Here is a 13,360-nt window from a genome sequence, read left to right as displayed (position 1 = left end):
CCCCAGCTAGACCCATTATCCTGCCGTGGGCTTGACTTTTAAAAAAGAATTGAAACGTTTCAAAAAGGAGGAAACAACATGAAAAAAGGATTCATCTTATCTGCTCTGACCACTTTATCGATGAGCTTCTTAGCAGGAGCAATGGCGCCAACCCCCGTAGCCCATGCTGCCGGCCAAGACATCAAGGTTTGGGTACAGTTTTCAGATGAGACCGCAGAAGGGAAGGCTTGGGCAAAAGTCGTAGAAAACTTCAACAAGAAGTACGATGGAAAGTACCAAGTAACAACAGAATACATTCCTCGTAGTGGTTCTGGTGGTGGTTATGAAGACAAGGTCAACGCGGGTATTACCACTAACACCTTGCCAGACGTTATTACTTTAGATGGACCAAACACAGCAGCCTATGCTAAGTCTAAGGTGATTGCGCCATTGGATGACTACTTAGCTGACGCTAATATGGATGATGTACTTGATTCCATTAAACAACAAGGGACCTATGATGGTAAATTCTATGCCTTTGGTTTCTCTGAATCCAACGTAGGGATTTATTACAACAAGAAAATGTTCAAGGAAGCTGGGATTGAAGATTCAGAACTTCCTACTCTGCAAAAACCATGGACTTGGGACGAATTTAAGGCAATCAGCAAGAAGTTGACAGACCACTTCAAACAACCAGCAATTGACTTCCGCCTCAATTCTATGGACGAAATGCTGCCATATGCCTATATGCCATTACTCTGGTCAAATGGTGGGACTGTTGTGAATGAAGACGGGACTAAGGCACAAGGTTACTTCAACAGTAAGGAAAGTGTTGAGGCCGTTCAATTCATTCAAGATTTAGTCAAAGAAGGTTACACCACGATTAGCCCAGTTGAAAAAGGCTTTGAAACAGGCGTTTACCCAATGCTCTTAAGCGGATCTTGGACCATTAATGACTTAAATGAAAACTATAAAGACATTGAATATGGTATCCTGCCTTACCCAGTATCTAATACTACTAAGAAATTAGTTTCCCCATCTGGTAGCTGGCAATTAGCTGTGACGGAAAAGTCAGAACAAAAAGAAGGGGCAGCTGAATTCATTAAGTTTGCAACCAACACCGAGTCTAGTGAAATCATTAGCCTAGGCAACAGCGTTCTGCCAATCCGTAAGACCACCATTGCGAATATCAAAGACAAGGTATCTGAGCCAATGCGCTTCTTGATGGAACAAAATGCTGCGACCGCCCACGCTCGTCCAGTAGTGGTCGCTTACCCACAAGTATCTCGTGCTTTCCAACAAGCCATGCAAGATATTAGTTACTATGAAGAAAATCCAGACGTGCAACAAGTCTTGGATCAACGTGCAGAAGAAATGCAAATTGCGATTGACGAAGCGCTCAATCAATAAGACCTTGGGCAGGTAGTTCCGCTAGGGGCTATCTGCCTTCTTTGAAGAAAGAGGAGTCTGACATGAACAAGAAAAAGAAATTCAAAGAAAATCTCTTAGGCTATGGTTTTCTGTCACCAGCCTTGATATTACTATTTATTTTCCTAATCATTCCGGTGGGTATGGTCATCTACTATGCTTTCACAGATTACTATATGCTAGCACCAGACGAACGTAAATTTATCGGATTGGATAATTTCTTCCGTCTAGCTAAGGACAAAACTTTTATTAAGAGTTTTTGGAACACTGTGCAATTCGTCGTCTGGATTATCCCAGTTCAACTGGGTGCAGCCCTAGGGATGGCTCTTATTGTCAATAAGAAGCGGAAGGGGAATATCTTTTTTAAGGTGGCTTTTTTTGCACCGGTTGTCATGTCCCTGGTCGTTATTTCCATTCTATGGCTATACCTCTTGAATCCTAATAATGGGCTTTTGAATGCTCTCTTGGAAAAAGTAGGCATTGCCAAGCAACCCTTCCTGACCAGCCCTAAACAAGCCATGTATGCCATCGTCTTTGTATCTGCCTGGCAAGGGGCCGGTTACCAGATGTTGCTCTTCTTAGGTGGCTTACAGAATATCCCGCAAGATGTTTATGAAGCAGCAGAAATCGACGGCATTAGCAAGTGGAATCAATTCCGCTATATTACCATGCCGCTGCTCAAGCCAACGGCCTTGTTCGTCCTTTTGACGACCTTAATTTCGGCCTTTAAGCTATTGGTCCAACCAATGGTTATGACACAGGGTGGCCCGGCCAACTCTACCATTACCATGGTTTACTACATTTACCGCAAAGGTTTCACGGACCGTTTGGTAGGGTACTCTAGTTCCATTGCCCTAGTCTTTACAACCTTAATTGGGGTTATTTCCCTGGTGCAACGCCGGGTCTTGAAGGAGGATGAATAGGATGAAACGCTTGAAACCAAGAAGCTTGCTTGAATATATTCTCCTGATTTTGCTGGCTGGCCTCTTCCTCTTCCCTATGATTTGGATGGTAGTCTCGTCTATGAAGCCAGAGGCTGATGTCTATAAGAACTTAAAAGGCTGGGAAGCCTTTTTACCAAGTCTCAATCCAGCCAACTGGTTTAAGACTTATGAAGAAGTCCTTCAACGCTTCAGTATTGTGACCTACATGGCTAACAGTGTTTTCTACGCTGTAACCTTTGCAGTAGGCTCTATCTTAATCAATTCCTTGGCCGGCTTTGCCTTTGCCCGTATTAATTTCACAGGTAAGAAGTGGCTCTTCGGATTTCTTCTGGCCTTACTCATTATTCCTGGCGAAATGATGTTGATCCCGCAGTTCACCATTATTAATGCCCTAGGACTCGTGAATAGCCGTTTGGCGGTCATCATTCCAGGTCTAGCGAGCGTCTTCAATATCTATCTCTTCCGCAACTTTTTCATCGCCATTCCGGAGGAAATTATTGAGTCTGCGCGGATAGACGGGGCAGGGATTGTTCGGATTTTCTTCCGCATCATGTTGCCAATGTCTAAGCCAGCGATTGCAACAGTCGGCGTGCTGTCCTTTATCTCTAGCTGGAACGACTATATCTGGCCACTGATGGTCTTAACAGATTCTTCCAAATTTTCAATGCAGGTGGCGATTACGACCATTAATACCACGCAACCTGTTTATATTAACCAAGTGATGGCCGTACTGACCATCTCAACGATTCCTCTGATTCTCGTCTATATTGTAGCTCAAAAATATATTCTTCAAGGCCTGGGTGGTTCCGGGACCGGGATTAAATAGTAAGTAGGTGACCAAATGCAAGAACAACTCTCACGGGCTAATGCCTACATTGCCCAACACTCAGCACAAGTAAATCCACGTTTTCGTCAGAGCTATCATCTCATGCCTCCTGTTGGCTGGATGAATGATCCCAATGGTTTTATCTACTATGAAGGATATTATCATCTTTTCTATCAATTCTATCCCTATGATAGCGTCTGGGGACCTATGCATTGGGGTCACGCACGTAGCAAAGATTTAACGCACTGGGAAGATCTTCCAGTTGCCTTAGCACCTAGAGAAGCCTATGATCAATCAGGATGCTTCTCAGGTAGTGCTTTGGTTATTGATGGTCAATTGGTCTTAATGTATACCGGCCATGTCGACCAGCAGGGGCAGGTGACTCAGACGCAATGTTTGGCGGTTTCTGATGATGGAATTAACTTCCGTAAATACGAGGGTAATCCTGTCATTGCACATAAGCATATTGAAGGTGTGGCTGACATTGCTGATTTCCGCGACCCTAAAATTTTGCAACACAATGGTCGCTATTACTCAGTAATTGCTTCCAAGACCGTTGATCATCGCGGTCAGATTCTGCTCTTCGAATCCGCAAATGGTTTTGATTGGGACTTTAAGTCTGTTTTGCTTGAAGGGCAGGCCGGACATGGCGTCATGTGGGAATGTCCGGATCTTTTCCCGCTAGACGACAAATGGGTACTAATTATGTCACCGATTGAGCGTGAGCGAGCTGGCAATGCCTATTGGAATCTGAATTCCACTGTCGCCTATATCGGTCAAATGGACTGGGAATCCGGGCAGTTCCAAGTAGAAAATCAACATGAGATTGATGGCGGCTTAGACTTCTATGCCCCTCAAACTTGTGTGAACTCTGATCAAGAGCGTATCATGGTAGCTTGGATGCAGATGTGGCGACGTAACATTCCATCCCATGAACTTGGTGATGGTTGGGCTGGAGCGATGAGCTTGCCAAGACAGGTGCGAGTTATGGATAATCGATTGTGTCAGTCAATTCCAAGCTTAGTACTAGCGCAATTTAGCGAGGACAAGACCTGGCAAGGACAACTAGAGCCTGGCCAAGAGTTCTACCTATCCGATTGGGTTAAGTCCCAACAAGTCTTAAAATTGAATTTAGAAGCCGTTCCTGGTGCTGTCTTCCAACTGCATTATGGTGGTAAACCCGATTATCCGGAAGGCCTCAGCTTAACTTGGCAAGCAGATCAAGCTCTCTTGACTGTCAAACGAGATGGGGTAGGCCATCAAATTATCGGTAAAGAAGAGCCTTATCTAGATAGTCGTCTGCTTGATATTTGGAGCGATACCCCTTATCGCCTGGAACTGGAAATTGTTCGCGACACTTCGTCCATTGAGGTTTTTGTTAACAAAAAACAAGTCATGTCTTTCACTTTTTATGCTGAGGGGCTTGGAACAGGCATAGGCTTAGTGTCAAGTCAGCTAGTAAAAGTTGAGAATTTGTCCAACTATAGTCTCATATAAAACTATAAGAAAAGGCTGGAAATGTGTAAGTTCCAGCCTTTTGCATGTCTTAAGGGGAGGTCCCCCCCAAAAAAACAGGGAAATCTTCATAGGTAGAGTGAATCAAATTCAGTCTGTTTTTTACGACGCTAGCAGGCAATTTAGGTCCCCCTTATTCTTGTAATCAAAATGTAACCAGACATAAGAGTAGGTGTGATATAATAATTCCATAGCAAAATTATAGGGGGTTATTTTTATGTCATTAAATGCATTAAAAGTCTTAAAAGGCATTTCTAAAGTACCGAGTGTTTTTCTAAGTGGCGTCGCTTTTGGGACGCTTGGACTCAAATTGTTGACAAGCAAAGAAGCTAAAAAAGGTTATGCGACTGTCTTAGCCAAAACCTACAAGGCTAAAGACGGTATCGACAACATGGTTTCTGCCGTCAAGCAACATGCGGACGACATAGTAGCTGACGCTAAGGATCTCTATCAAGCAGAGAAAACAGCAGATCAACTCGCATCATTAGAGGGTGAATAACGTGCAATTTCAAGTGTTGCATCAGTCAAGTGGCCGGGTTCGACTTCGCGCCACTTTTCCTTTTACTGAAGATGTAAAATACTATCTTGAGGGCTTAACTTCGGACTTCCCCGACATTCTAAGACTGGACTTTTATGAAGATCCTTATGTGGTAGCTATCCATGTGATGCCTGGTCGTCAGGCCGTTGTAGCTCAATTATGGCACTTAATTCAGAAGGATAAATTAGAAGAACTTTATCGTCATCCCCAGCATCACGCAGCTTCAAGCCCTTATGCCTTGGTATCCTCAGCTGTGGGGCGTCACTACCTCTTCAAGTGGTTCATGCCAGTGCCTGTACGTTTGGCTAGAACCCTGTGGAAAGCTCTAGGCTACTTCCGTGATGCTTGGCGTGTTCTGCGACAGGGTAAGTTAACCATGGAAATTTTGGACTGTTCCGCCATTCTAGTGTCACTCGCGATGAAACAGACCGATACGGCTAGCGCCATCATGTTTATCCTAGAATTAGGGGAGACACTCAACTATTGGACCCAAAAACGCTCCCTAGAAGATCTTGAAGCCAGCATCGCTGGTCAAGGCCGCCAAGTATGGTTACTCAAGGGAGACCACTTGCTACAAATCGATAGCCAAGAAGTCCAAGTAGGTGATGTGCTTGTCTTCTATGAAGGCAGTGAGTTGCTCTTTGATGGGATTGTCTTGAATGGTCGAGCTAGTGTCAATGAGAGCTCCTTGACTGGTGAATCCTTCCCAGTAATCAAGGCTGTGGGGGATGAAGTCTACTCTAACACGGTCTTAACCAGTGGAGAACTACACGTTCGTGTAGAAAATCCAACCGCTAACTACCGTATACAAGAGCTAGTTAAGCTCATGCAAGAAGCGGCACAGCAGGAAGGAACCTACCAGTATAAGTACACCTCCATTGCTGATCGCATCGTCAAGTATAATTTCTTGGGAGCAGCGTTGACCTATATCCTAACAGGATCCTTTACCAAGGCAATTTCCTTCCTGTTAGTCGATTACTCCTGTGCGCTTAAATTATCGACTCCTATGGTGTACCTCTCCGCCATCAAGCAATTGATGCATCAGCAAGTTGTTGTGAAGAATTCGACAGTTCTGGACCAATTTGATGAAGTTGATACCTTAGTCTTTGATAAGACGGGGACCATTACCACTTCTCGTCCAGTTATTGAAGAAGTCATTCCTTTTCATGGCTATAGTGCAGAAGATGTCATCATGATTGGCGCCTGTTTAGAAGAGCATATTTACCATCCAATCGCTCATGCCTTGGTGGATAAGGCGGCTCGAGAAGGCATCATTCATGAAGAAATGCATACCGAGCTCAACCACATAGCTTCCAAGGGCATTCGTTCTGAAATCGATGGTAACGTCGTAGTGATTGGGAGCTTAGGTTTAATGGAAGAATCAGGGATTGAGATTGAAGCCGATCAGAGTCAATTGATTCGTCAGAAAGAAACACACTATAATTTACTCTACCTAGGTTATCGCCAGAAACTGATTGCCATGTTCTGCGTGGCGATTCCAGTTCGCCATGAGGCGCATAGTGTTCTACACGCTCTAAAAGGCTTGGGCAAGTATTTAGTCCTCTTAACAGGCGATACAGCGGCCAGAACCAATCGCTTAGTAGCAGACTTGCCTTTTGATGAAGTTCATACCAGTATGACGCCAGTGACTAAATTTGATTATGTCCAAAGGATGCAAGCGCAAGGCCACCGCGTCCTGATGATAGGGGATGGCCTCAATGATTCGGCTGCCCTATCTGCCAGTGATGTGGGCGTGGTTATGGGCGAAGGGGCGGAGGTTTCTAAGCAAATTAGTGACATTATGCTGCCATCCAATAATTTAGCTTCGCTCTTAACCTTGCATCAAGTCTCTGTCGATCTCAAGCAAGAAATTCAGGGGAATGTGCGGGATACTATTGCCATTAATTCAGGTCTTATTGGCTTGGGGGTACTGAATTGGCTTAAACCAAGTAGTTTGGCAATCTTGCATAACATGACGACCTTTGGGATTCTTTGCCGTAGCTATCTGAAGGGCAATGTAAGGCTAGAGAGTGAGGCAGAGGAGAAGTAATGACTTTGTTTAAAATACTTATCGAATGTGGAGTCATACGGTGGAAACAACCACGATCAACATAGTAAAAGCAAAAGGCCCCCATGACTTAGAATGTTAAGTCATGGGGGTCTCTTCTACATTTTCTAAGGGGTGTGGAAGCTAATTCGGATTGGAGCCATCTATTTTTGTTTGGGACAGCGCAATTAACCCTAGTAAGGTGAAGAGTATGGAGAGGACCTGAGAGCTAACACTTGATAGATCACCAGTCTCAGGGAGTTTAGCTGAAATCTGCTTACTTCCTTCTGCTCCACCAATTAGCTGTTGGTTTTCAGAGGAGCTAAACAATTCGTTCGAGCTGGTGTCTGCTGCCAAAGTGCTGGGTTCATTCTGGCTTGTTTCTAGTTCTGGACGGTTAAATTGTTGATTTGCCGCCATCAAATCGCCTAATTGGAGCAGGTAACGGTCATTTCCTATGGCAGCATTAAACTGAATGCCTAAAGGAAGGCCAGATTTGATGACTAAAGCAGGGAGACTTAGGGCAGGCTCACCTGTCAAATTGGCGAATTGTGTGTAAGGCGTAAGGGCCAGAGATGGGAGCCAGTGATCATAAATCAGTTGCATCTTGGCGTCATGGCTCAAATTTTCCGAATTCTTAATCAGTTCAAGGTCTTGGTCAGACACTAGAGCTTGATCAATGCGCGGAGCGGTGTAGGCCGTTGTAGGTGTTAAGAAAAGAGGATAGCGTTGGTGGAAATCAGCCATGGTTTGACGGACTTGCTGGATGCGAGCCCAGGCCTGATTTACTTCTTCCTTGGTCATGGTCTTGCTTGCCTGGTAGAGTAGCCAGCTAGTAGGGTCTACATCATCATAGCGTAGCTCTCGTTTGAGCTTGGTCTTGGCTAGATAACCTACTGCACCCATTTGGCTAGCATTGATTGTATAGTAATCCTTCATTAATTGGACACCATCAAAAGGCCAGTTTACTTCTTCCAAACGGAAACCTTTACCTCGCAAAAAGGCTACGGTTCGCTCAACTGCCAGTTGAGCCTCGGGGCTGACTTGCGTTCCAACGGGAGATAAGCTAGTATAGCCAATTGCTAGTCGCTTTAACTCTGCTTCGGTTAAGGCTTGGGCCAAGGAAGCATCCGGTTTCTTCATCGCTTCAAACAAGCTCTTGGTATCTTCCATGGTTTTGGTCATCATAAAATGAGCCACTGTATTTTTGTCGATGGAGGCATTGCCTACTATGACGCCACGACTAGGCTTAAGACCAATAAGGCCATTCCAGGAAGCCGGAATACGAATGGAGCCACCCGCATCACTACCGGTTGCAGTTGGGGTCATGCCAGCGGCTGTAGCCGCACCAGAGCCACCGCTGGAACCTCCTGCCTGATAGTCAGGATTCCAGGGGCTACCAGTAGGGCCATAGAGCTTAGAATCTGTAATGTTCTTTAGTCCCATTTCAGGATAATTGGTCTGACCAATGAGGATAAAGCCTAAGTCTTGCAAGGACTTAACGAAGGGACTTGTAGAGCCAGCTTTTTGGTCGGCTAAGAAGGTCAAGCCATTGGAGTTGGGCATGCCCTTAATGGTGTGACCTAATCCTTTTACCAATAAGGGAACGCCTAAGAAGGGTTGGCCTTGATCTTTGATTTGTTTGGCTTCAGCCAAGGCTTCTTCAGCTCTTAGGCTAATAACTGCATGCAGGGCAGGGTCTTTTTCCTTAATAGTGGTTAGAGCAAAATTTACCAATTCTTCACTTGTGACTTTACCAGAGCGGACCCATTCAGCTTGTTGACTAGCATCAGCCGCTTGATAGGCAGCAAGGTCTATCTTAGATTCTGCTTGATCGTTAGCTTGACTGGCTGATTCATCGTCTCCTGATGATACTTGACTGCTTTCGATGTCTGAACTAGAAACGTCTTGTGCCCAGGCAATCGGATGGCCAGCGCTTGTTAGCAACCATAGGGATAATAGGGCCAGTAAGCGCGTCTTAATTTTCTGTTTTAACATTTTCTACACATCCTTTCATAACTTGCCAGTTTATTATACGCCTTCTCTTAAGCGCTTCCTATACCCTTAGTCATTTAAGCCACTAAAAAAACATCATCATTCGCCATTTGACTCCATGAGGGGAGAGCAAAGGAAAGAAAAGTGAACATTTGCGAATAATATGACTTGAAGCCCCACCTAACTATCGATCCTCTGTTGACTATGCATTTGCTTTAAGCTATACTATTAGCTATCACAGATGAAGCATAAAGCAATGAGGAAATCCGTTAAGTTCGCACAAGTCAGGGAGGCACTTCACCGACTGCAAGGGTGCCAAAGGTAAGCCGAACTTAGCCTTCAATTTCTTAGCTTGACCGTTAAGTTTTTAATCAATAGAAATGAACAGGTCACCGCCCGCCACGGTTAACGGCAACAAGTGCTCGAAGAACTAGCTTTTTCGAGAACGAGGGTGGTACCACGGTAGCTCGTCCCTTATAGGGGCGGGCTATTTTTTATTACTTTGTTTCATCTGAAATAATGATAAAGGAGTCATGCACCATGTCAGATATCAATACGCATATTGAGGCCTTAGAAGCCTTGCGTCAACAAGCGATTCCGCAATTAGAAGCTACTGAATCCATCAAGGATTTAGAGAAAGTTCGTCTAGATTACCTGGGTAAGAAAGGTCGTTTTGCGGCTGTTGCGCAAGCCATGCGCGACCTATCAGCAGAAGACCGGCCTAAATTAGGTCAGGTAATGAACCAAGTGAAATCAGCCTTCGAAGAAATGCTGGAAAGTCGTCGCCACAAGCTAGAAGAAATGGCCTTGGAAGCTAAATTAGCTTTGGAGACAGTGGATGTGACCTTGCCAGGCCGCAAGCCAGCTGGGGGTGCCCGCCACATCATTACCCAAACCATGGAAGAGATTGAAGACCTCTTTATCGGCATGGGCTATCAGGTCGTGGAAGGTCCAGAAGTGGAGTTAGACCACTACAACTTCGAAATGATGAACCTGCCTAAGACCCACCCAGCACGCGATATGCAGGATACATTCTATATTGATAGCGAAGTCTTGTTGCGGACCCACACTTCACCAGTTCAAGCCCGGACCATGGAAAAACACGATTTCAGTCAAGGACCATTGAAGATGATTTCGCCAGGTAAGGTCTTCCGTCGCGATAGCGATGATGCGACCCACTCCCACCAATTCCACCAAATTGAAGGGTTAGTGGTAGACAAACATGTGACCATGGCCGACCTCAAGGGGACGCTTCAAGCCTTTGCCCGTACACTCTTTGGGGCGGAACGTGAAATTCGCCTTCGTCCATCCTACTTCCCATTCACCGAGCCATCAGTTGAAGTAGACGTAAGCTGCTTCAAGTGTGGCGGGGATGGCTGTAATGTCTGCAAACATACTGGCTGGATTGAAATCCTAGGGGCTGGTATGGTCCATCCAAATGTCTTGGAAATGGCCGGCATTGATTCAACCGTTTATTCCGGCTTTGCCTTCGGTTTAGGCCCTGACCGGGTAGCGATGTTGAAGTATAACATTGACGATATTCGTCACTTCTATCAAAATGACTTGCGCTTCTTAAGCCAGTTCAAAGGAGGTCAGAACTAATGTATTTATCATTCGAATGGCTCAATGATTATTTAGACTTAACAGGCTTGACAGGAGAAGCCCTAGCTGATCGTATGTCCCGGACCGGGATTGAAATCGAAGCAGTTGAAAACTATGGGGCTCAATTATCTGGTTTAGTGGTCGGGCAAGTTTTGTCGGTTGAAGACCATGCTGATAGTGACCATCTCCATGTCTGCCAAGTGACGGTAGGCGATCAGGAGCCCCTGCAAATTGTCTGTGGGGCACCCAATGTGGTGGCTGACGCTAAAGTTATTGTGGCCACTATTGGGGCTCGTTTAGCCGGTGGTTTGAAGATTAAGAAGGGCAAATTACGTGGGGTCGAATCTCATGGGATGTTGTGTGCCCTCCAGGAACTAGGCTTCTCTGATAGCGTGGTGCCAAAAGCCTATGCAGAGGGTCTCTTCCTCTTGCCAGCAGATGCGCCAGTCGGGGCAGATGTGGTGGAATACCTCAAGTTAGATGATCCAATCTTAGAACTCTCGATTACGCCTAACCGGGCAGATGCGCTCTCTATGCGTGGGGCAGCCTATGAAGTAGGAGCTATTATCGATCAGGTACCTAACTTCGATAATATTCATCGCCAAGCGACTCAGGCTGCTGATGCATCCCTCTTGTCTGATGTGACGGTAAAAATTTCAGATAGCGATTTGTCTGCTTGCTACCAAGCTCGTGTGATTGACCAAGTGGAGATTAAGGAAAGCCCACTTTGGTTGCAAATGCGTCTGATGAAAGCAGGAGTTCGTCCACATAACAATATCGTGGACATCACCAACTACTTCCTCATGCTCTATGGCCAACCACTTCATGCTTTTGACTATGATACCTTAGGGCGCAAGGCCTTAGGTGTCCGCCCAGCTCGTGAGGGCGAGGTGCTTGTGACCCTAGACGGCAGCGAGCGCCACTTGTCAGAAAGTGACATTGTCATCACCGACCAAGACCGGGCAGTTGCGCTAGCCGGGGTAATGGGGGGCTTAGATACAGAAGTGACCGACAAGACCCGTCGTGTCCTCTTAGAATCAGCCGTCTTTAATCCGATTGCTATTCGTCAAACTTCTAAGAAATTCAACCTTCGTTCTGAATCTAGCATGCGTTTTGAAAAAGGTATTAACCAAGCGACTATCAGCGAAGCGGGCCAGGAAGCCGCTAACTGGATGGCCTACTATAGTGGGGGTCAAGTGGTGCCTGGCTTAGTCGAAGAGAATCATTTAGACCTGAGCCCAATTGAGGTCACTGTACCTTATCGTGCTATTCAAGATAAGATTGGGATTGACTTGAGCCATGAAGAGCTGAGTCATATCTTCCGTCGTCTTGGCTTTGACTTAGCTTTAGGGGAAGATAGCTTCACCGTGACCGTCCCTAAACGTCGTTGGGATATCAGCATTGAAGCCGATATTTTAGAAGAAGTAGCTCGGATTTATGGCTATGATAACCTGCCAACGACCTTGCCGGTAGTACCAAGTACGCCAGGTCGTCTCAATGCTAAACAAAAACTGGTGCGTCAGACTCGCAATATCTTGGAAGGCCTGGGCCTCAACCAAGTCATCAGCTATGTACTGACTTCACCTAAGCAAGCCGACTTGATGAAGTCGTCAGATTACCCAGTGGTCGCTTTGGACTTCCCGATGAGTGAAGATCGTTCTGTCTTGCGTCAGAGCCTCTTCCCAGCTCTCTTAGAAATCGCCAAGTACAATGCTGCGCGTCAGAATCCAAGTTTAGCCTTTTATGAGACAGGTAAAGTCTTCTATGGTCAAGGAAGCAATGTTCAACCACTCGAACAAGAGCGTCTAGCCATTCTCTTATCAGGGGTTAAGGAAAGTAAATCCTGGTATGGGCCAGTTCAATCCTATGATTTCTTTGATCTCAAAGGTGCTCTTGAAGGCTACTTGGCAGCCATTCGCTTGGATAAGCAAGTCAGCTTCCAGGCTGTCTCTACCTATCCTGAGCTCCATCCTGGTCGGACTGCTCAAGTCCTCTTAGGTGACCAAGTGATTGGTGTTATGGGGCAAATCCATCCAGTCTTAGCTAAGTCTTACGACTTGGATGAAGCCAGCTTCTTCGCTGAATTAGACTTCGATGCTATTTTAGCGGTTCAACGTCCAGCCTTAGTTCAACGTCCAATTCCTAAGTATCCTTCTACCTCACGAGACTTAGCCCTCTTAGTAGATTTAGAGCAAGACCAAGCAGGCCTAGCTCAGCTCATGAAGGAACATGGTGGGGACAACTTAGTCTCGGTTGAGCTCTTCGACTTGTTTATTAACCTTGACCTCTTCCGAGGTAAGAAGTCGCTAGCCTACCGTTTGATTTTCCAAAATCCAGACAAGACCTTAACAGATGAGGATGTTCAATCCGCTATGGATCGGATTAGAGCTGCACTCGAAACAGTGTCAGGTTTAGAAATTCGCTAAGGCCATGAGAGACTAGAAGCTGCTTCTAGTCTCTTTATTTTGGCCTAGGCTTTTCATTTA

9 protein-coding genes are annotated in these 13,360 nt (G+C 45.6%); 8 read left to right on the top strand and 1 reads right to left on the bottom strand.

Annotated elements, in window-relative coordinates; all coding sequences use genetic code 11:
* Window positions 1–78 precede the first annotated feature (78 nt).
* From V7R82_RS07435 to V7R82_RS07410, 6 genes are all read left to right on the top strand, one after another.
* On the top strand, window positions 79–1,389 hold the full coding sequence (locus V7R82_RS07435; protein ID WP_291428750.1) for an ABC transporter substrate-binding protein: 1,311 nt from the start codon (window positions 79–81) through the stop codon (window positions 1,387–1,389).
* Window positions 1,390–1,451: 62 nt separating this feature from the next.
* Window positions 1,452–2,330: a carbohydrate ABC transporter permease gene (locus V7R82_RS07430; protein WP_070756527.1), complete on the top strand. Its 879-nt coding sequence runs from the start codon at window positions 1,452–1,454 to the stop codon at window positions 2,328–2,330.
* A 1-nt stretch (window position 2,331) separates the two neighbouring features.
* Window positions 2,332–3,177 carry a carbohydrate ABC transporter permease gene (locus V7R82_RS07425; protein WP_268442065.1) on the top strand — a complete coding sequence of 282 codons (846 nt, stop codon included), beginning with the start codon at window positions 2,332–2,334 and terminating at the stop codon, window positions 3,175–3,177.
* Between the two features lie 15 nt (window positions 3,178–3,192).
* Window positions 3,193–4,674, top strand: coding sequence for a glycoside hydrolase family 32 protein (locus V7R82_RS07420; RefSeq protein ID WP_338542209.1), 1,482 nt, complete (start codon window positions 3,193–3,195; stop codon window positions 4,672–4,674).
* A 235-nt stretch (window positions 4,675–4,909) separates the two neighbouring features.
* On the top strand, window positions 4,910–5,191 hold the full coding sequence (locus tag V7R82_RS07415) for a DUF6110 family protein (protein WP_291428757.1): 282 nt from the start codon (window positions 4,910–4,912) through the stop codon (window positions 5,189–5,191).
* Window position 5,192: 1 nt separating this feature from the next.
* Window positions 5,193–7,280, top strand: a complete 2,088-nt coding sequence (locus V7R82_RS07410; protein ID WP_291428759.1) for a heavy metal translocating P-type ATPase — start codon at window positions 5,193–5,195, stop codon at window positions 7,278–7,280.
* Window positions 7,281–7,421: 141 nt separating this feature from the next.
* Here V7R82_RS07410 and V7R82_RS07405 read toward each other — a convergent pair whose 3' ends face one another.
* Window positions 7,422–9,275, bottom strand: coding sequence for an amidase family protein (locus tag V7R82_RS07405; RefSeq protein WP_338542205.1), 1,854 nt, complete (start codon window positions 9,273–9,275; stop codon window positions 7,422–7,424).
* Between the two features lie 537 nt (window positions 9,276–9,812).
* On the opposite strand from V7R82_RS07405, the gene pheS reads away from it, so the two are divergent.
* Both pheS and pheT read left to right on the top strand, forming a co-directional pair.
* Window positions 9,813–10,874 carry a phenylalanine--tRNA ligase subunit alpha gene (pheS, locus tag V7R82_RS07400; RefSeq protein ID WP_314180452.1) on the top strand — a complete coding sequence of 354 codons (1,062 nt, stop codon included), beginning with the start codon at window positions 9,813–9,815 and terminating at the stop codon, window positions 10,872–10,874.
* Window positions 10,874–13,300 carry a phenylalanine--tRNA ligase subunit beta gene (gene pheT, locus V7R82_RS07395; protein ID WP_291428763.1) on the top strand — a complete coding sequence of 809 codons (2,427 nt, stop codon included), beginning with the start codon at window positions 10,874–10,876 and terminating at the stop codon, window positions 13,298–13,300. Before pheS ends, pheT begins: the two co-directional genes overlap by 1 nt.
* Window positions 13,301–13,360 lie beyond the last annotated feature (60 nt).

Source organism: Abiotrophia defectiva ATCC 49176 (genome assembly GCF_037041345.1).
GTDB lineage: Bacteria > Bacillota > Bacilli > Lactobacillales > Aerococcaceae > Abiotrophia.
Note: the sequence above shows the minus strand (reverse complement) of the source record. Positions and strands in the feature narration are given on the sequence as shown.

Coding starts and splice junctions, on each gene's coding strand:
- V7R82_RS07435 (WP_291428750.1), top strand. CDS start 79: ATGAAAAAAGGATTCATCTTATCTGCTCTGACCACTTTATCGATGAGC.
- V7R82_RS07430 (WP_070756527.1), top strand. CDS start 1,452: ATGAACAAGAAAAAGAAATTCAAAGAAAATCTCTTAGGCTATGGTTTT.
- V7R82_RS07425 (WP_268442065.1), top strand. CDS start 2,332: ATGAAACGCTTGAAACCAAGAAGCTTGCTTGAATATATTCTCCTGATT.
- V7R82_RS07420 (WP_338542209.1), top strand. CDS start 3,193: ATGCAAGAACAACTCTCACGGGCTAATGCCTACATTGCCCAACACTCA.
- V7R82_RS07415 (WP_291428757.1), top strand. CDS start 4,910: ATGTCATTAAATGCATTAAAAGTCTTAAAAGGCATTTCTAAAGTACCG.
- V7R82_RS07405 (WP_338542205.1), bottom strand. CDS start 9,275: ATGTTAAAACAGAAAATTAAGACGCGCTTACTGGCCCTATTATCCCTA.
- pheS (WP_314180452.1), top strand. CDS start 9,813: ATGTCAGATATCAATACGCATATTGAGGCCTTAGAAGCCTTGCGTCAA.
- pheT (WP_291428763.1), top strand. CDS start 10,874: ATGTATTTATCATTCGAATGGCTCAATGATTATTTAGACTTAACAGGC.